17 protein-coding genes are annotated in these 17,826 nt (G+C 57.0%); 4 read left to right on the top strand and 13 right to left on the bottom strand.

All coding sequences use genetic code 11. The features are described from left to right. Positions 1 to 293 precede the first annotated feature (293 nt). The 10 genes from smc to ccmA all read right to left on the bottom strand — a co-directional run bounded on the left by smc (position 294) and on the right by ccmA (position 11,030). Positions 294 to 3,788, bottom strand: a complete 3,495-nt coding sequence (gene smc, locus V8L70_RS11000; protein ID WP_336269399.1) for a chromosome segregation protein SMC — start codon at positions 3,786 to 3,788, stop codon at positions 294 to 296. 24 nt (positions 3,789 to 3,812) lie between these two features. Then, positions 3,813 to 5,060, bottom strand: a complete 1,248-nt coding sequence (gene ccmI, locus V8L70_RS10995) for a c-type cytochrome biogenesis protein CcmI (RefSeq protein WP_101147925.1) — start codon at positions 5,058 to 5,060, stop codon at positions 3,813 to 3,815. Then, entirely contained in the window at positions 5,057 to 5,527 is a 471-nt protein-coding gene (locus V8L70_RS10990) for a cytochrome c-type biogenesis protein (RefSeq protein ID WP_101147924.1), read from the bottom strand. The genes ccmI and V8L70_RS10990 overlap by 4 nt, the downstream gene beginning before the upstream one ends. Next, entirely contained in the window at positions 5,518 to 6,045 is a 528-nt protein-coding gene (locus tag V8L70_RS10985) for a DsbE family thiol:disulfide interchange protein (protein WP_008957498.1), read from the bottom strand. The genes V8L70_RS10990 and V8L70_RS10985 overlap by 10 nt, the downstream gene beginning before the upstream one ends. Continuing rightward, positions 6,042 to 8,051, bottom strand: coding sequence for a heme lyase CcmF/NrfE family subunit (locus V8L70_RS10980; protein WP_101147923.1), 2,010 nt, complete (start codon positions 8,049 to 8,051; stop codon positions 6,042 to 6,044). The genes V8L70_RS10985 and V8L70_RS10980 overlap by 4 nt, the downstream gene beginning before the upstream one ends. Before the next feature lie 52 nt (positions 8,052 to 8,103). After that, on the bottom strand, positions 8,104 to 8,613 hold the full coding sequence (gene ccmE / locus V8L70_RS10975) for a cytochrome c maturation protein CcmE (RefSeq protein WP_101147922.1): 510 nt from the start codon (positions 8,611 to 8,613) through the stop codon (positions 8,104 to 8,106). Then, on the bottom strand, positions 8,610 to 8,801 hold the full coding sequence (ccmD, locus tag V8L70_RS10970; protein WP_008957501.1) for a heme exporter protein CcmD: 192 nt from the start codon (positions 8,799 to 8,801) through the stop codon (positions 8,610 to 8,612). The genes ccmE and ccmD overlap by 4 nt, the downstream gene beginning before the upstream one ends. Beyond that, positions 8,801 to 9,568 carry a heme ABC transporter permease gene (locus V8L70_RS10965; protein WP_008957502.1) on the bottom strand — a complete coding sequence of 256 codons (768 nt, stop codon included), beginning with the start codon at positions 9,566 to 9,568 and terminating at the stop codon, positions 8,801 to 8,803. Before V8L70_RS10965 ends, ccmD begins: the two co-directional genes overlap by 1 nt. A 14-nt stretch (positions 9,569 to 9,582) precedes the next feature. Next, positions 9,583 to 10,296 carry a heme exporter protein CcmB gene (gene ccmB, locus V8L70_RS10960; RefSeq protein WP_008957503.1) on the bottom strand — a complete coding sequence of 238 codons (714 nt, stop codon included), beginning with the start codon at positions 10,294 to 10,296 and terminating at the stop codon, positions 9,583 to 9,585. Between the two features lie 86 nt (positions 10,297 to 10,382). Next, positions 10,383 to 11,030 (bottom strand): cytochrome c biogenesis heme-transporting ATPase CcmA, encoded by a 648-nt coding sequence (gene ccmA, locus V8L70_RS10955; protein ID WP_101147921.1) that lies wholly within the window; start codon positions 11,028 to 11,030, stop codon positions 10,383 to 10,385. A gap of 197 nt (positions 11,031 to 11,227) precedes the next feature. On the opposite strand from ccmA, the gene V8L70_RS10950 reads away from it, so the two are divergent. Together V8L70_RS10950 and V8L70_RS10945 are read left to right on the top strand one after the other, a co-directional pair. Next, on the top strand, positions 11,228 to 11,632 hold the full coding sequence (locus tag V8L70_RS10950; RefSeq protein ID WP_101147920.1) for a LexA family protein: 405 nt from the start codon (positions 11,228 to 11,230) through the stop codon (positions 11,630 to 11,632). After that, positions 11,632 to 12,258: an IMPACT family protein gene (locus tag V8L70_RS10945; protein ID WP_101147919.1), complete on the top strand. Its 627-nt coding sequence runs from the start codon at positions 11,632 to 11,634 to the stop codon at positions 12,256 to 12,258. Before V8L70_RS10950 ends, V8L70_RS10945 begins: the two co-directional genes overlap by 1 nt. A gap of 304 nt (positions 12,259 to 12,562) precedes the next feature. Here the strand turns inward: V8L70_RS10945 and V8L70_RS10940 are convergent, their stop codons facing one another. From V8L70_RS10940 to V8L70_RS10930, 3 genes are all read right to left on the bottom strand, one after another. Further along, entirely contained in the window at positions 12,563 to 13,885 is a 1,323-nt protein-coding gene (locus V8L70_RS10940; protein WP_101147918.1) for a sodium ion-translocating decarboxylase subunit beta, read from the bottom strand. Between the two features lie 10 nt (positions 13,886 to 13,895). Next, positions 13,896 to 15,701, bottom strand: a complete 1,806-nt coding sequence (gene oadA, locus V8L70_RS10935) for a sodium-extruding oxaloacetate decarboxylase subunit alpha (protein WP_101147917.1) — start codon at positions 15,699 to 15,701, stop codon at positions 13,896 to 13,898. Positions 15,702 to 15,792: 91 nt separating this feature from the next. Continuing rightward, on the bottom strand, positions 15,793 to 16,050 hold the full coding sequence (locus tag V8L70_RS10930; protein WP_101147916.1) for an OadG family protein: 258 nt from the start codon (positions 16,048 to 16,050) through the stop codon (positions 15,793 to 15,795). 178 nt (positions 16,051 to 16,228) lie between these two features. Here V8L70_RS10930 and V8L70_RS10925 point away from each other — a divergent pair, with 178 nt between their 5' ends. Beyond that, on the top strand, positions 16,229 to 17,224 hold the full coding sequence (locus tag V8L70_RS10925) for a tRNA dihydrouridine synthase (protein WP_232774972.1): 996 nt from the start codon (positions 16,229 to 16,231) through the stop codon (positions 17,222 to 17,224). A gap of 376 nt (positions 17,225 to 17,600) precedes the next feature. Continuing rightward, positions 17,601 to 17,826, top strand: a 226-nt coding sequence (locus V8L70_RS10920) for a helix-turn-helix domain-containing protein (RefSeq protein WP_336269395.1), incomplete at its 3' end; no start/stop codon positions are given.

Raw genomic sequence — 17,826 nt, 5'->3', positions numbered from 1 at the left:
ATAAGCTGCTTAACGTTCTCATACCAAACATTAATAGAGGTAATATAGTTAACTTGAGCGCGTTAGGACATTTTTTTGCGTATTTGCATAACGTTTATCACTCCATGATTAACAAACTGCTGTTTATAGTTACAGTCTCTTCCAAAATTCTTCTGCTGTCGCACTGATGGGGCGGCCGGTCGTGTTAGATGTATATGCACCGTAATATCCCAACGCTCATCTAGTACACGCACTAAGCGGCTATCGTTAATTTCTTGCTCAGCAAGACTTTTGAAGGTGAAGGAAAAAGGCGCTTAATCGACCAGCGCTGCCGCTTCTTCAATACCCACCGAGACTAACCTAGATACGCCGGGCTCTTGCATGGTCACCCCCATCAAGCGCTCGGCGGCTTCCATGGCAATTTTATTGTGAGTGATATAGATAAACTGCACGTTCTCAGACATCTCTTTCACCAACCGGGCGTAACGGCCCACGTTGGCGTCATCCAGCGGTGCATCCACTTCATCCAGCATACAGAACGGCGCAGGGTTGAGCTGAAAGATAGCGAATACCAACGATAGTGCAGTCAGCGCTTTTTCACCGCCCGATAGCAGATGAATGGTGCTGTTCTTCTTACCCGGCGGGCGCGCCATAATCGCCACGCCGGTTTCCAACAGGTCATCGCCGGTTAGCGTTAACCATGCCGCACCGCCGCCGAATACACGGGGGAACAGCGCCTGCAACCCGGCATTGACCTGATCAAAGGTCTCGCGGAAGCGCACCCGGGTTTCTTGGTCAATACGCTTAATCGCCCGTTCAAGGGTTTCCAGCGCTTCGGTCAGTTCGGCGTGCTGCGCTTCCAGATAATTTCGTCGCTCGGCCTGCTGGTCATACTCCTCAATGGCGGCGAGGTTGATCGCCCCCAAGCGGCGAATCTTGTCCGTGGTACTTTCCAGAACTTCCTGCCAACGGGTTTCCGTCGCGTCCTGGGGCAACTGCTCAGTGAGGGTCTCGACGTTATGGCCAAGCTCCGTTAGCTGCTCATCCTGGGTGGCGGCTTTAAGTGCCAGCGCCTGCACGTCCATACGCCGCTGCTGGAGCTGCTCACGACTCTGCTCCAGGTTACGTTCATGCTGCTGACGGGCAAGTTCGTCACTGCGCAGTTGCTCAGCCAGTGCCTGGGCCTGCTGACGAGTCGCGTTTAAGCGCCCCTCCTGCTGCTCACGCTGATGAAGCAGCTCTTCAAGTTCTTCCCCCGCCAGCTCGTCGGGCTCGACCAACATCTCCCGCGACTCTTCAAGCTCGGCAATACGCAGCGAGAGGCGCTCCTCAGAATCACTTGAGCGCGCCTGCTGAGAGCGCAGGCTATCCCGCTCAGCGCTTAAGCGTTCACGCTCAAGTGCCAACGCCTGCTGCTGCGCTTTGAGCGGCGCATGCTGCTGGGTCAGTTGATCACGGGCCTCGCGCTGCCGGTTGCGCTGCTCGGCACTGGTTTCCCGTGCTTCGGCGGTGCTCTCCAGCTGCTCCATCGCTACATGCCAGCGGGCGCGCTGCTCATCAAGAGTAAGCGCTAACTCTGCTTCATCCTCTTGTAGCTGGGCAAGCTCTTCATCGAGCTCCGTTGCACGACCTTCAAGGTGTTCCAAGCGCTGGGCCAAACTACGCTCTTTTACCGCCAGCTGCTGCAGGGTGGTGGCGTGAGCACGCTCCTGTTCGGCCTGCTGCTCGCGAGCCTGCTCCAGCGCTTCAATCGTCTCACTGGCCGCCTCACACTGCTCCTCTGCCAGCGCCAAGGCCTCTTCTTCACTTTCGCGCTGAGCGGAAAGCTCGTCGTAGCGGCGGCGGGTCAATAGAAGACCGTCGATGCCTTCGCCGTTGGCCTGCTGATGCAGCCAGCCACGGCCCAACCAAACCCCATCCTGGCTCACCACGCTTTCGCCGGGGGCCAAATGCGCTACCTGCGCCTCTGCCTCATCGGCCGTTTGCGTATAGTGAATGCTTGCTAACCACTCGCCCAGCGCGCCTGCGCCTTTGACCAAACTGTCTAATCGCTGACCTGAGGTGGAGGGAGCTGGCGAGGTTTGATCGATCAAACGCCAATCGGTGGCTAAGGCCTCTGGCAAGGCCGCTAACTGATGGCGAGTGACTAAACGTGCATTGAGCCACGGCGCAAGCAACCAGGAAGTAAGCGCTTCCCAACCTGGTGCTACTTGTAATACCTCGCCCAGCTGGGGGGCCTCTGCCAAACCATGCGCTTCCAGGGTCGTGCCTATCGCAGGGTCATGATCCACCAGTGCCGCATCAATCAACGCTTGCAGGGAGGCCAGCTCCCCCTGACGTTGGCTCAGTTCAGCGCGCTGATGATCGCGCGTTTGAGTCGCCTGCTGGTAGGCCGCCTTGGCATCGCCGTAGCGCTGCTGCCATTGATCCCGCTGGGCTTGAAAACCTTCCGCCTGCTGCTGGGCATCCGCTAACTGCTCTTCGCATACGGCATGCTCTTCGCGTAGCCCGGTGAGGTCGGCGACCTCACTGCGCTGCTGGCGGCGGCGCTGATTTTCGGCTTGCAGCCGCTGAATGCGCTGCTCCAGGTCGCGCAGTTGATCCTGGCTACGATCAGCGTCGCGGCTGGCATCTCGCCAGCGGGTTTCGGCATCGGCCCACTGCTGCTCGGCGGCTTCCAGGGCGGGAGACGCGTCGGCTAGCGACTGCTCCAGGCTTTCGAGCTGCTCCTCTAAGGCTTCGTGCTCGGGAAGCAGATCGTCAAAGCGCTCGTCAATGGCGGCGAGTCGAGTCTGGTCGCCTTCGCTAACCCGGCGCTGCTCGCCCAATTCGCGGCGAGCCGTGGCAATATCGTTAGCGAGCTGGGTTTCACGGCTGCGGCGGTGGGCCTGATCCTGTTCCAGACGGGCAATGCGCGTGGTGGTTTCAAAAAACTGCTGTTGGTGACGGTCGAGCACTTCAGAGAGTTCGTCGTGCTGTTCGCGGGCTTGTTCCAAGCGGGTTTCGCACTGACGAACGCCGAAGACATCTTTTTCGACCGCGATTTCCAACTCGCGAACGCGGCTCTCCTGATGGGACTGCTCCGCCCGCAGGGTACGGCCGCGCAGTAGCGCCAGCTCACCCTTGAGCCGATACTCCTGCTCCTTGAGATCCTGATAGCGCTTGGCGGCTTCGGCCTGACGCTTGAGACGCTCTAACTGTTTATCCAGCTCTTCGCGAATATCGTCCAGACGCTCCAGGTTCTCCTGGGTGCGCCGCATGCGGTTTTCAGTTTCCCGGCGGCGCTCTTTGTACTTGGAGATACCCGCGGCCTCTTCCAGCGTCGAGCGCAGGTCGTCGGGGCGGGCCTCGATCAACCGCGAGATCATGCCCTGGCCGATAATGGCGTAGGAGCGCGGCCCCAGGCCGGTGCCCATAAATAGGTCGGCAATATCGCGCCGACGGCACTTTTGACCGTTGAAGAAGTAGTTGGATTGCCCATCCCGCGTTACCAAGCGCCTAACGACGATTTCGGCATATTGCGCATAAACGCCGCCCATACTGCCGTCGCGGTTGTCGAACTTGAGCTCTATTGAAGCTTGGCTGATCGGCTTTCGGCCAGTGGAGCCGTTGAAAATGACATCGGCCATAGACTCGCCGCGCAGGGTTTTAGCGGAGGACTCCCCCATGACCCAGCGCACGGCATCAATAATGTTGGATTTACCGCAGCCGTTGGGGCCCACGATGGCGGTCATATTGCCATCGAAGGGTACCGTCACGGGGTCCACAAACGACTTGAACCCGACTAAGCGAATCGAGGTTAAGCGCATACTTAGGCAGCGTTCCCGTTGCGATTATTCAAAGACACGGTTAATGACCACCTCAGCGGCTTCATCATCTGAGATTGGTCCGACGCTGACGCTCTCAAGATCACCAAATAGATCACCGGGTTGGGGCATGGCTTGCCCAGAGGGCGAAACGCGCACCACCAAACGTGCCTCCCGTACCTGAGAGATTTGCGCTTGGGGCGACATGGCGACGCTATTATCTAACACGACGGTCATGGGCAGTTCAGACACTTGTGCTTGTACCACGGCCAGCGGTGGTAACTCACCTTCCACATCACGAGCGGTAATAAACACCGTGTCATCACCGTCAACGCGATCGGCGAGGTTTTCGTCTAACGAGACACTCACACGAATGCCTGAACTCTGGGCAGCTTCCACGGCAGCCTCTTCAGGCGCAACGCCCATCCGCTCTTGGGCAACACGAATGCCATCGCGTAGCGAGGCGGCGGTATTGGGGTCTTCGATGTTGGCCACAGCACGGCGCCAGCGGTCGATAGCCTGTTCATAGTCACCGTTATCAAAGGCATGAATACCTAGCATGCCTAGCACGGTCGGCTGGCGTGGATCTTGTTCCAGCGTTTCATCGACCAGCGCCTGCACTTCATCGGTGAGTTCGCGCTCGGCCATAAAGAAACGAATTTGCGCTAGTTGAGCAAGCAGCGGTGGAATGCGGCCCTCAATCTCCATCAAGCGTTCAAGCGCATCGACGGCCTGGGGCATCTGTCCGGTTTCGCGATAGACCGGAAACAGCGCGCTCCACACGTTTGGGTTATCCGGCTGACGCTCGGCCTGCTCTTCCATCCGCTCGATATACATTTCCAGCGAGCCTTCGGGGTCATTCTGTACTTCTTGCTGTACCGCTAGCAGCACTAGGTCGCCTTCGGCACCTTTTTGCTGATACCAAAGCACGCTGACCACTACCACGGCCACCATAACGACCGGCACCACAAGGCGACCCGCCCCCGCTGGTTTGAGCGGCCGGCGCGCACGCACGGCGGTGTCTTCCAGCAGGCTACGCTCAAGCTCCAAGCGGTCTTCTTCAAAGCGCTCGGCGTCAATGTCGCCACGCTCTCGCGCCGCTTCTAATGACGTTAAGCGACGCTTAAAAATCGCCACGTTCTGCTCGGCAGAGGTGTCATTGGTTTCAAACGCGTGTTGTTGATCATGTAATCGACGTGCGTTTCTTAGCGGCGCTACCAGCAGCCACAGCGCGGGGAGCAGTAAAACGGCAATCGCAATCCAGAGCAGCGTCATGAAGACCTCTTACGGTTAATCAGCGCATCTATACGCTGGCGCTCTTCGGCGCTCAACGCTTTAGCAGAGGCATTTCGGCGGGCACGAATCATTAACACAACCACCAGCGCGCCTAGCAGCACCAGCGCAATAGGCAGCCCCCAAAGCAGATAGGTGCGGCTTTCCAAACGCGGGTTATAGAGAATATATTCGCCAAATCGCTGGACCATATGATTGACGATTTCGATGTCCGACTGGCCGTCTTGCAGCAGTTGGTAGACACGCTCGCGCATGTCCCCCGAGATAGGGGCATCGGAATCGTCAATGGCCTGGTTTTCACACAGCGGGCAGCGCATCGAGGCGGTTAAATCGTGATAGCGCTTCTCCATGACCGGATCGTCAAACTCGCGTAGCTCGATCCCCCCCGCCGCTGCACCAAACGCTATGACCAGCAGTAGTAGCGCTGCCATGGTTCGCATTAGCGCCATTTTTCCACCTCCGGCAGGATTCGTTCGCGGACGTCTTGTGGCGATACGTAGCCCTTATGGTGATAGCGAATAACGCCGTCGGCATCGACCAGAAAGGTTTCCGGAGCGCCGTAAACGCCAAGATCAAAACCCAGTTCGCCTTCTGGATCAAAAATATTCACTTCAAACGGATCGCCAAACTCGCTGAGAAACTCCATGCCTTTCTCGCGGGTATCGCGGTAGTTAACCCCGACCATCCGAATATCCTGATCGGCCAGCTCCAGCAGTTGGGGCATCTCCTGCTTACACGCGGGGCACCACTCGCCCCATACGTTAACCAGGGTGACGTCGCCCTGAAGCAGCGATTGATCCACGCGCCGATTCTCATCGCGCAGCGTGGTGGCTTCAAAGGCCGGGAACTCTCGCGCCATCAGCGCGGAATCGCGCTGGGAAGGATCCAGCGATAGGCCCTGGAAAAAGAACAACGCCAAGCCTAAAAAGCAAACCGGCAGCAGTAATAGCAGTAACCGACGCTTCATACAGCGGCCTCCTGCGCAGTATCGCCTTTGCCGGACGCTTTCGGTGCCTCACGAGTGACCGTCGCGCGGCGATAGCGCTTGTCGAGCACTGCCAATACGCCGCCAAATGCCATAAACAGAGCACCCAGCCATAGCCAGCGTACAAAGGGTTTGTATTGGACGCGCATCGCCCAACTGCCGTCGCCAAGGTCTTCGCCCATGGCCACATAGAGATCACGGAACAGCCCCGGTCGCAAAGCCACCTGGGTCATCGGCATACCGGTCGCGAGATAAAGGCGCTTTTCAGGGCGCATGGTGAAACTGCTACCGGTGTCGCCACGCTGTACCTGAAGGATCGTGGTGTCTGCCAAAAAGTTCGGCCCGCGACGCTCGGCTAACTCCGTCATGGTGAACTGATAGCCCGCCACTTCAACCGTGGTACCCGGCGACATGCGCACGTTACGCTCGATGTTGTAGTTGGAAACCACCGCAACACCCACAATCGTGACCGCCACACCAATGTGTCCTAACACCATGCCCCAGTAAGAGAGTGAGAGCTTGCGTAACCCGGCGATAAACGAGCTGGCGTGACGAGTTTTATCAAATACATCGCGCACCATCGGTAGCACAATCCAAAGCGCAGAGACGATCCCCAGGGAGACAAACAGGTTCCACTCACCGCGATAAAGCAGCGGCATCAGTATGCCCAATACCAGCGCAGAAACGCCCGCCAACCAGAGCTTACGGACTAGGTCGCGCACCGCCATCCCCTTCCAGCGCGTTACCGAGCCTAGTCCCATAAAGATGCACATCATCACGGTGAGCGGTACAAACAGCGCATTGAAGTAAGGCGGGCCCACGCTGATTTTACCCAGCCCCAGGGAGTCAAGAATCAGCGGGTAGACGGTGCCAAGCAAAACGGTGACCGTCATGATGACCAGGAAGATATTATTGACCAGCAGCAGCGCATCGCGAGAGAGCCAGTTAAAGCCCACTTTATGGCTGACCCGTGGGGCTCGCAGTGCGAATACCAGCAGCGAGAGCGTCACCGTAATCGCCAGCAGCATCAGGATAAAGAAGCCACGGGCAGGGTCGTTGGCAAACGCATGTACCGAGGTGAGCACGCCGGAGCGCACCAGGAAGGTTCCCATCAGCGACAGCGAAAAGGTCGAGATCGCCAATAGCACGGTCCAGCTCTTAAACGAGCCGCGCTTTTCGGTCACCGCCAGCGAGTGCACCAGCGCAGTCCCCGTTAACCAGGGCAGCAGCGACGCGTTTTCGACCGGGTCCCAGAACCACCAGCCGCCCCAGCCAAGCTCGTAATAGGCCCACCAACTGCCCAGGGCGATCCCCACGGTCAAAAACGCCCAGGCCAGATTCGTCCAGGGACGTGCCCAGCGCGTCCAGGCGGCGTCTAGGCGCCCTCCCATGAGAGCCGCAATCGCAAAGGCAAAGACCACGGAAAAACCCACATAGCCCATGTAAAGCATCGGCGGATGCACCACTAGCCCGAAGTCTTGCAGCAGCGGGTTGAGGTCGGCACCGTCTTGCGGCATGTCGGGCAGCAAGCGTTCAAAAGGGTTAGAGGTGATCAGGATGAATAGTAAGAAACCGACACATACCATGCCCATGACGCCCATCACCCGAGCGACCATATCCCGCGGCAAGTTGCCGGTGAACAGGCTCGCCGCAAAGCCCCAGCCTGCCAGCATTAGGCTCCATAGCAGGACAGAGCCCTCATGGTTGCCCCACACCGCGCTGAATTTGTAGTACCACGGCAGCAGCGTATTGGAGTTATTCGCTACGTTCGCCACGCTAAAGTCATCCAGCATATAGCTCGCGGTCAAACAGGCGTAGGCGATGGCAATGAACAGAAACTGCCCGGCCGCCATGGGCTGACCATACGCCATCCACAGTGGGCGGCGGGTCGCTGCACCGGCCAGGGGCATCACTGCCTGCACCATCGCCATCAACAGCGCGATGATGAGGGCGAAGTGGCCAATTTCAGGAATCATTTTAATCAGCATGTGCGCTCCGAATTAGCACTGGCGGTAGGGCAAGTCGGTTAAACGATGGGGGTTAATACTCGCTTGCTTGAGGGACGCCCTCTTCATCAAGCCGCTTACCCACTTCGGCAGCTTTGGCCTGATAGTCGGCTGGCGAATAGCCCGCCTCTTCAAGTGCCTGCGCTACTTCAGGCGGCATGTAGTTCTCATCGTGACGCGCCAGCACTTTATCGGCATACAAACGGCCATCGGTTTGAAGCTCCCCGACCACCACCACACCTTGGCCTTCGCGGAATAGATCGGGAAGGATGCCGCTGTAGTAGACCTCTAGGTCATCGACATAATCAGTCACGGTAAACGCGACGTCCAGGCTGTCAGGGTTACGGGACACCGAGCCCTCTTTCACCATGCCACCCGCGCGAATCTGTCGTTCCACGGGCGCATCGCCCTGGGCGATCTGCACCGGGCTAAAAAACAGATTAATGTTGGCACGTAGCGCATACAGCGTTAGCCCGACAGCAATCGCGGTTAACGATACCAAACCCAAAATGACGAAGAGTTTCTGTTTACGTTTAGGGGTCATTGGGCGTTCTCTCTCAAGCTATTTGCGCGCCGTGCCCGACGCTTTATGCCATTCAGTAACTGACGTTGTTCAACACGTGCATGCCAAACGGTGGCCACCAGCAGCAGTGCCGTTACTCCCCAGGCAGACCATACGTAAGGCGCATGGCCACCCATGGCGAGAAATTCGGAAAATGAGGCAAATGCCATTAGCGCGTCTCCTCTGCCTGTGCATTCACTACCTGGCCGTTAACGAGCTCCTGTACCCAGCGCTTGCTCGACTCTCGGCGTAGGATCTCGCTGCGCGTGCGCATCAGCGTCAAGGCAATAAAAAAGCTGTAGAAACCCAGCACCATAATGACCAGCGGTAGCCACATTTCGGTGGGCATCGTTGGGCGCGAGGTTAATGTAAACGAGGCTGGCTGGTGCAGGGTGTACCACCAATCCACCGAGTATTTGATGATGGGAATGTTGATGACGCCCACCATGGCCAGCACCGAGGCTGCCCGTGAGGCGCTATCGCGGCTGGTAAACGCACCGCGCAGGGCAATCACGCCTAAATAGAGAAAGAGCAGAATCAGCATGGAGGTAAGCCGGGCATCCCACATCCACCAGGTACCCCAGGTCGGCACCCCCCATACAGCACCGGAAAATAGCGCGACAAAGGTCATCGCAGCGCCCAGCGGTGCCATGACTGCCGCCGCCATATCGGCGACTTTAATTTTCCAGACCATAAACACCAGCCCAGACACTGCCATGGAGATAAAAATCGATTGAGCTAAAAAGGCCGCCGGCACGTGAACATAAATGATCCGGAAGCTGTTGCCCTGTTGATAATCCGCAGGCGCAAACGCCAGCCCCCACAGCGAGCCAGTGACCAATAACAGCACCGCTGCGGCCCAAAACCAGGGCTGTAATTTGGCGCTAATGCCATAGAACCACTTGGGTGATCCCAGTTTGTGTATAAAGGCCCACATAGCGTGTCCTGTCCTTAACCGTTAATACTGATACGCAGCGATGCGGCAATCGCCCACGGCGCTAACATAAGTGAAGCGGCCAGCAGCGCGCCTAAGATAGCCAAGTGCGCAGAGACACCGTCGCCCAAAATAGCCGCCTGGACGGCACCTGCGCCAAAAATGAGTACCGGAATATACAGCGGCAGCACTAGCAGCGAGAGCAGTACGCCGCCCCGCGCCAAGCCGACGGTTAACGCCGCCCCAATGGCACCAATCAGGCTCAAGCTCGCCGTGCCCAGCGCCAGCGATAGCGCCAACACCGCGTAACTACCCGCAGGCAGTGCGAGCATAATGCCCAGCAGTGGCGCCATCAGTGCCAACGGCAGCCCGGTCAGCAGCCAATGCACGGCCACTTTCGCCACGCTTAATGCAGCCAGCGGCTGCGGAGCGAGTAACAGCTGTTCAAGGCTGCCGTCGTCGTAGTCACTGCGAAACAGGCTATCTAGTGACAGCAGCGCGGCTAACAGTGCCGCCACCCATAGCAACCCCGGCGCAATCGTCGCCAACAGCTCAGGGTCGGGTGAAATAGCGATCGGAAACAGGGTGATCACCAGAGCAAAAAACACCAGCGGATTGAGCACTTCACCGCGACGTCTCAGCAGCAGCGTCAAATCACGCACCAACGTGGCCTTCACCGCGATCATCAGCCCGCCCTGATGCTCAAGCAGTGGCACTGAAGGGGCATCCATGACGGAGTCTGATCCGTTTAGAGAGCTATCTGAAGAGCTGTGCAAGCCTGTTTTCTGCAACCCTGTTTCCTGCAATCCGGTCTCCTCTACCCCAGCGCTATGCGTCTTAACAGCGATGACGCGGCTAACTCGTGGTGTGTCGTTACTAGCACGCAGCCGCCCGCTTGAGCATGCCTAATCAGTTGCCTTTCAAGGGCTGCAACACCGTGGCGATCAATGGCGGTGAAGGGCTCGTCTAGCACCCACAGCGCGCGGGGTGTCAGCGTCAATCGCGCCAGCGCCACACGGCGCTGCTGGCCTGCCGAGAGTTGAGCGGCGGGCACGTCTTCAAAGCCTGCCAGGCCAACCTGTTCAAGGGCATCCAGGCGCTGCTCCTCGCCCTCTTGTGCCCCGCTGCCCTGTCCTCCACTGCTCTCGCCACTCAGCGCCTGATACCACGCTAAATTTTCTAAGGGGGATAGCCCAGACTTGATGCCTGGGGCATGTCCTAAATAGAGCAAATTAGCGAGAAAATGTTCACGGACACTCTGCATTGCAGCGCCATTCCAGAACAGCTCGCCTTCATAGTCGCTCAGTTGCCCGGAGAGAATTTTAAGCAGGCTAGTTTTACCACTGCCATTAGGCCCTTCAATTCGCACGATTTCACCGCTGCGAATATCGAGATCCAGCCCCTTAAACAGTGAGCGATCATCACGTTCGCAGGACAGCTGTCGGGCTTGTAGACACAGGCTCAAGAGTCTCTCCAGGCACATTGATTTCGCGTCGAACTCTACACGGAAAGCCCGTTTCTCGCCACTCACTCTATGCGGCGCTGGGTCGCAGCATGACCTCAATCAATATGGCGTAAGACCAATTACTGCTAGCACTGTATGCAAAAACAGGTCTATACTGAAAACCACTGTATGAAAGAACATGCAATGGAGATTTCTCAATGACCATATCGATGGCAGCACCTACCGTTAAGCCTAACCACTTACACTCGGTCCCGCGTACCTATGCGCCGACGCCTAGCATTACTCGTCGCAATACCTATGCGCTTAAAGTGCGTGGTAACGCAATGCGTGATTGCAACTTGTTCGATGGCGATGTCATTATTATTCGGCGTTATCAGCATGATGCCCAAACAGAAACCGCCGTTGCCGAAATCAACCAGCAAAAAATCGTCTTGAAGCAGCTCTCGATCAGCCGCTTTGGCGTAGAGCTATGGCCTGAGGATACGTTGCAGCCAGCGCTATTTTTGCATAACCGTGATATTCAGGTGCTCGGCATGGTGATGGGTGTTGAATCTCATCCAAAAACTGGCCTGCAAAATAAGGCTACTATCACGGAGCATTAATGCGTTACCGGGTGCCGGAACTCCCCCTTTCGTCTTGGCAGACCACTGACATCGAAGTCGAAAAAAGTCACTTTATTACCTGGACCTGCCACGCCTCAGACATTGATGCATTCACCCGCATGCTGGCGGCGGCTAAAGCCGAGCATCCCAATGCGAGCCATCACTGCACGGCCTATATTGCTGGCCCACCCGGCGAGCAAAATTTGATTGGCTTCTCTGATGATGGCGAACCTGGCGGCACCGCGGGTCGCCCAATGTATCAAGTTCTGCAGGGCAGCCAATTAGGTCAAATTGGTTGCGTGGTGATCCGCTATTTTGGCGGGACGAAGTTAGGTACCGGCGGCTTGGCCCGCGCTTACGCTCAGGCGGTTAGTCATGCTTTGGAGACGCTACCTACCCGGGAAGTGGTCGAGCGCGATCTTTATACCTTGCGGCTCGGCTTTGCCAATGAAGCGATTGCCCGCGCCTGGTGCGAAGAGCAGGCTATCCCCATTGAGCAAGCGGATTACGATGGCGACGGTGTTCGCTTGACCATTGGTTGGCCACGGGACAACCCACTTGACCTTTCCCCGCTAGAAAACCGCTTGAAGAGCGCTATTGAGGTTCTCTCTGCACCAATGGCATGACGCAGCAGAGCGAAAAGGCCCCCTATGTCATTGCGAGGAGCTTGCGACGCGGCAATCTCATCCTATCTTGAGCACTAACCCCAGATTGCTTCACTTCGTTCGCAATGACACCCACCGGTCATTGCGAGGAGCCTACGACGAAGCAATCTCAAGCCTACACTGAAAACCAATCCACAATTGCTTCACTGTGTTCGCAATGAACACCCCCTATGTCATTGCGAGGAGCTTGCGACGCGGCAATCTCGTCCTGCGGTGGCACACAAACCGAGATCGCCGCGCTTCGCTCGCGATGACAGAGGACTAGTTAACCAAGGTATTTAATCATCACCCCGGCCGCAACCGCCGACCCAATAACACCTGCCACATTGGGTCCCATGGCGTGCATCAACAGGAAGTTATGCGGGTTCGACTCCAGCCCCACCTTGTTGGCCACCCGGGCAGCCATCGGCACCGCAGAAACACCGGCAGCACCAATCAGCGGGTTGATGGGCATTTTACTGACCATGTTCATCAGCTTGGCCATTAACACCCCCGCGGCCGTGCCGATCCCGAAGGCGACAATCCCCAGCCCGAGAATGCCTAACGTTTCAAACGTCAGGAAGCTATCGGCCATTAACTTGGAGCCGACGGACAGCCCCAGAATAATGGTCACAATATTGATCAGGGAATTCTGCGCAGTATCCGATAAACGCTCGACCACACCGCACTCGCGCATCAAGTTACCGAAGCAGAACATACCGAGTAGCGGGGCGGCATCGGGCAGAAACAGTGCGACCAGAATCAACAGCATCAGTGGGAAGACCACTTTTTCCAGCTTGGAGACCGGGCGCAGCTGGGTCATCTTGATTTGCCGCTCTTTATCGGTCGTCAGCAGACGCATGATCGGCGGCTGAATCAGCGGCACCAACGCCATGTAGGCGTAAGCGGCCACGGCAATCGCCCCCAGTAATTCAGGCGCCAGTACGCTGGAGACGTAGATGGAGGTCGGGCCATCCGCACCGCCGATAATACCAATCGCGGCCGCCTGATTGAGAGAGAAGTCCATGACGCCCATCGAGGTCAGCGCCACGGCGCCAAACAGCGTAGCAAAAATACCAAACTGAGCGGCGGCACCTAAAAACAGCGTGCGCGGGTTCGCCAGCAGCGGGCCAAAGTCAGTCATTGCCCCAACGCCCATAAAGATAATCAGCGGGGCGATACCCGAGCCGATTGCGACTTTATAGAAGTTATAAAGCATGCCGTCGCTGTAGCCAACACCCACGGCGATGTCTCGCGCAGCACGCAGCTGGTCGGGTGCGACGCCATCATGGGCGATCATCTTCAGCGACTCCCGCCATGCGTCTAAGTTCGCCAGTGGGTCAAGGGACGCACCCAGCGCTGCTGCCATTTGCTGTAGCACCGCCGGCTTGGCCACCTCAATCGCCTGGTCGAGCGCAGAAATGGCTAGCCCGGCTTCAGGGATATTGGCCAGAATGCCGCCAAAACCAATCGGCACCAGTAGCAACGGCTCAAACTTCTTATAAATGGCAAGGTAAAGCAGCAGAAGACCCACCATGATCATCGCCGCTTGACCGAGCTCAAGGTTATATAGCCCCGAGCCTTCCCATAACGTCACTAATTTATCCATTACTGGGCCCTTAGAGCTCGATCAACGTATCGCCTACGGCTACGCTGTCGCCCTCGCTGACGTTGACCTTAGACACTGTGCCTGCGCTGCTGGCACGCACTTCGGTTTCCATTTTCATCGCTTCAAGAATGATGACCACATCACCTTCAGCGACTTGCTCACCGGGGCGAACGTTCACCTTAAAGATATTACCTGCTAGCGGCGCATCAATGCTTTCACCACTGGGTGCAGGCGCTTCCTCTTTGGGTGCGGCTGCCGTTTGCTCTTGCACCTCGCCCAGCTCACCGCCTTCAGAAACCTCCACCACGAAGGATTTGCCGTTGAGTTTCACAGTGTAGGTTTCCGGGCCGCTGCTCGTGGCGGGCGCTTTGCTTTCTGCCTTGGCGGGCGTCTTTTCAGCGCTTGCTTCAGCTAACTGGGGAACGGGCTCAAAGGCATCGGGATTATCGCGGTTCTTGAGGAACTTCAAACCAATCTGCGGAAACAGCGCATAGGTCAGCACATCATCGACTTCGCGCTTGCCTTCGGCCAAGCGGATACCTTCAGCGCTGGCCTTCTCCTTCAGTTCGGCGGCCAATCTATCCATTTCAGGTGAGAGATTGTCCGCCGGGCGACAGGTAATCGGTTCGCCGCCTTCCAACACGCGCTTTTGCAGCTCGGCATTAAACGGTGCCGGGGCGGCGCCGTATTCTCCCTTTAGCAGCGCTTGAACTTCCTTGGAGATCGACTTATAACGCTCGCCCATCATCACGTTCATCACCGCCTGGGTGCCGACGATTTGCGACGTGGGCGTTACCAGCGGGATAAAGCCCAGGTCCTCGCGTACGCGCGGGATCTCGCTTAGCACGTCGTCCAGCTTATCGCCCGCGCCCTGCTCTTTGAGCTGGCCTTCCATATTGGTCAGCATGCCACCGGGCACCTGAGCAATCAGAATGCGCGAATCAATACCGCGCAGCGAGCCTTCAAAGGCGGCGTACTTCTTGCGCACTTCGCGGAAGTAACCGGCAATATCTTCCAGCAGCTCGAGATCCAACCCGGTGTCGCGGCCGGTGTCTTTGAGCATCGCCACGACAGATTCGGTCGGGCTGTGGCCGTAGGTCATCGACATGGAGGAGATTGAGGTATCAACGTTATCAATGCCCGCCTCCACCGCTTTCAAAATGGTGGAGGTGGAAAGGCCGGTGGTCGCGTGACAGTGCAAATGCACTGGAATCGACAGCTCTTTCTTGAGCCGCGTCACCAAGTCGAACGCCGTGTAGGGCGTCAGCAGCCCCGCCATATCCTTGATAGCCAATGAATCTGCGCCCAAACCGGCAATGGTTTTGGCGAGATCGACCCAGCTATCCAGGGTATGTACCGGGCTCACGGTATAAGAGATGGTGCCTTGGGCATGGCCTTCTACGTTACGCACCGCCTGAATGGCGCGCTCCAAATTACGCGGATCATTCATGGCGTCAAAGACCCGGAAGACATCAACACCGTTGGTTTTCGCCTGTTCGACAAATTTATCGACCACGTCATCGGCGTAGTGGCGGTAGCCCAGCAGGTTTTGACCACGTAGTAACATCGCCTGGGGCGTATTGGGCATGGCCTCTTTCAGGGCACGAATACGCTCCCACGGGTCTTCGCCCAAATAGCGGATACAGGCGTCATAGGTCGCCCCACCCCAGGTTTCCAGCGACCAATAGCCAACGCGATCAAGCTTTTCAGCAATCGGCAGCATATCGTCCAAGCGCATACGCGTGGCAAACAGCGATTGATGGGCATCGCGCAGCACGACATCGGTAATGCCTAGTGGGCGTTTTGTTTCGTTCATGGTCTTGGCTCACCGTAGAGAGTTATAAGTTTGTAGTAAAAATAACAAAAAAATAGCCAAAAGAGGGCTGAAATGAAAAAAATCGAGAAAGTTAGCGACGCCGTGTTGAACGGTATCGATGCACTGCAGCACTGATCACCGCCATGATCTCATCTTTCTCAGTGGAAGCGGCTGGCGGCGGCGGCGATTTTCTGCCCGCTTCAACAGGTACCGGAACGGGTTGAAACCGCCCAATAAGCTTCGACATCAGTGTGACGCTGATAACTAAAAGGGTAAGAAAAACAAACACCACGCCCATACCCAGCGCCATCAACGCCAACCCATCTTGTAAGAGTTCTTGATTCTGCATAAGGCGCTCTCCTATATCTCTAAGTAGCGTGTCTCTAAGTACCGTCTTTGTGTACCATTTTTAAATAGTTCATACGCGCATCATTACGCCAATACCGATAAAGGCGCTTGGCGCAGTGAGGGGAATACACTAACCTGCCACACCCAGAATAGAATGCAATGGCGCGATAGTGGAAGACATGGTTGTTAATTTACTACAAAACGGCAGAATCGGCCTAGCCCCGATGGAAGGGGTGATTGATGCACTGACCCGAGATCTGCTGACCCGTCATGCGGGTTTCGACTGGACGGTTACCGAATTTGTCCGCGTGGTCGATGCACGCCTACCGCCAAGAGTCTTTTATAAGCATTGCCCGGAACTTGCGCAACCGCCGGTAGCAACGCCGAGCGGTATTCCTGTGCATTTACAGCTACTGGGCTCTGACCCTGCTGCTCTAGCGGCGAATGCGCAGCAGGCGCTCAAGCTTGGCGCCGTCAGCGTTGACCTTAATTTCGGCTGCCCAGCCAAACTGGTTAATCGCCACGATGGCGGCGCTTCGCTGCTACGTCAGCCCGATCGCGTCTATCAAGCGGTTAGAGCCGTTCACGATGCTTTAGACGGGGAAATCCCGGTGACCGCCAAGATTCGCCTGGGCTTTGCTAATCGCCGTTTAGCGGTTGCCTGCGCTCAAGCCACTGAAGCCGGTGGCGCAGCACAACTAGTGGTGCACGCGCGCACCCGTGACGAAGGCTACCGCCCCCCAGCCCACTGGGAGTGGATCGGCAAGATTCGCCGCAACGTAAGCATCCCGGTGGTCGCCAATGGCGACATCTGGACGCTGGAAGATTACTGGAAAGCGCGCACGCTTTCAGGCTGTCGCGATGTGATGCTAGGGCGCAGCGCCCTCGCGGACCCTTGGCTTGCCCCACGCATTCGCCATTGGCTTCAAACCGGTGAGCGACTGCCCGAAAGCAGCTGGGCAATGCGCGCCAATGTGCTCAAGGAGTACGCCGCCCTACAGCGCCAACAGCTGCCTGACCGCGTTGTCGTCTCTCTAGTAAAGCAGTGGCTTGCCCAAATGCGCCAAGGCAGCGCCGAAGCCGAGCAGAACTTTCAGCGGGTGAAGCGCATTACCGAACTGGATCTCCTGCTCGATAGCCTTGTGGTTGACGAGCAGCACGCCACCCTGGCTTAGGCTCTGTCTGAAAAGTGCCTGAGCTCGACAATACGGCGTTAAAAATTGGCTCAGAATACTCATTTACACCCCGTAAACTCCGTTTCTTTGCCAATTTTTGCCTTGTCTTGTCTTCGCTAGCCGACCTTTCAGGCAGAGCCCTAGCGCTCCTTTCTGCAACGCCTTATCAGTTTATAGCCAAAAAAAAGCGCCCTACCGCAAAGCGGGGGCGCTACACACGATCGCAAGACCGGAGCGCGAGCTTATATACCGGTCAGGCTGGAAAATAGACAGTCAGGTTAGAAACAAGCAGGCAGACTGGAAACAGAAAACCCGCTCTCGTTAATGAACTGCACCCCAAAAGTTGGACACTCATCCAGCGATTGGGGTGTTTTTCATGGCGAAGTATAAGGAAGCGTTCAAGCTATTAGTCGTACAGCGCTACACAGAAGGACAAGAGGGTTATAGGAGGCTGGCCAAGCAGTACGGTCTTGACCATGCCACCGTCAGGCGTTGGGTGAAAAGCTATGAACAGCATGGCCTGAGCGGCCTGCAGAAGAAGTCCAGCCGCTACAGCGCTGAGTTCAAATTGTCGGTGTTGCAACGGATGAGACAAGAGGAGC

It is taken from the genome of Vreelandella arctica (genome assembly GCF_037070215.1).
Taxonomy (GTDB): Bacteria; Pseudomonadota; Gammaproteobacteria; order Pseudomonadales; family Halomonadaceae; genus Vreelandella; species Vreelandella arctica.
The sequence above is the reverse complement of the archived record's forward strand: the minus strand, read 5'-3'. Positions and strand labels throughout refer to the sequence as shown.

Excerpts from the sequence above, each read along its gene's own strand:
- ccmI (WP_101147925.1), bottom strand. The coding sequence starts at position 5,060 with ATGACGCTGCTCTGGATTGCGATTGCCGTTTTACTGCTCCCCGCGCTG.
- V8L70_RS10980 (WP_101147923.1), bottom strand. The coding sequence starts at position 8,051 with ATGCTGATTAAAATGATTCCTGAAATTGGCCACTTCGCCCTCATCATC.
- V8L70_RS10990 (WP_101147924.1), bottom strand. The coding sequence starts at position 5,527 with ATGGCGCTAATGCGAACCATGGCAGCGCTACTACTGCTGGTCATAGCG.
- ccmE (WP_101147922.1), bottom strand. The coding sequence starts at position 8,613 with ATGACCCCTAAACGTAAACAGAAACTCTTCGTCATTTTGGGTTTGGTA.
- V8L70_RS10945 (WP_101147919.1), top strand. The coding sequence starts at position 11,632 with ATGCGTTACCGGGTGCCGGAACTCCCCCTTTCGTCTTGGCAGACCACT.
- V8L70_RS10985 (WP_008957498.1), bottom strand. The coding sequence starts at position 6,045 with ATGAAGCGTCGGTTACTGCTATTACTGCTGCCGGTTTGCTTTTTAGGC.
- ccmB (WP_008957503.1), bottom strand. The coding sequence starts at position 10,296 with ATGGATGCCCCTTCAGTGCCACTGCTTGAGCATCAGGGCGGGCTGATG.
- V8L70_RS10940 (WP_101147918.1), bottom strand. The coding sequence starts at position 13,885 with ATGGATAAATTAGTGACGTTATGGGAAGGCTCGGGGCTATATAACCTT.
- smc (WP_336269399.1), bottom strand. The coding sequence starts at position 3,788 with ATGCGCTTAACCTCGATTCGCTTAGTCGGGTTCAAGTCGTTTGTGGAC.
- V8L70_RS10950 (WP_101147920.1), top strand. The coding sequence starts at position 11,228 with ATGACCATATCGATGGCAGCACCTACCGTTAAGCCTAACCACTTACAC.
- ccmD (WP_008957501.1), bottom strand. The coding sequence starts at position 8,801 with ATGGCATTTGCCTCATTTTCCGAATTTCTCGCCATGGGTGGCCATGCG.
- V8L70_RS10965 (WP_008957502.1), bottom strand. The coding sequence starts at position 9,568 with ATGTGGGCCTTTATACACAAACTGGGATCACCCAAGTGGTTCTATGGC.
- oadA (WP_101147917.1), bottom strand. The coding sequence starts at position 15,701 with ATGAACGAAACAAAACGCCCACTAGGCATTACCGATGTCGTGCTGCGC.
- V8L70_RS10925 (WP_232774972.1), top strand. The coding sequence starts at position 16,229 with ATGGTTGTTAATTTACTACAAAACGGCAGAATCGGCCTAGCCCCGATG.
- V8L70_RS10930 (WP_101147916.1), bottom strand. The coding sequence starts at position 16,050 with ATGCAGAATCAAGAACTCTTACAAGATGGGTTGGCGTTGATGGCGCTG.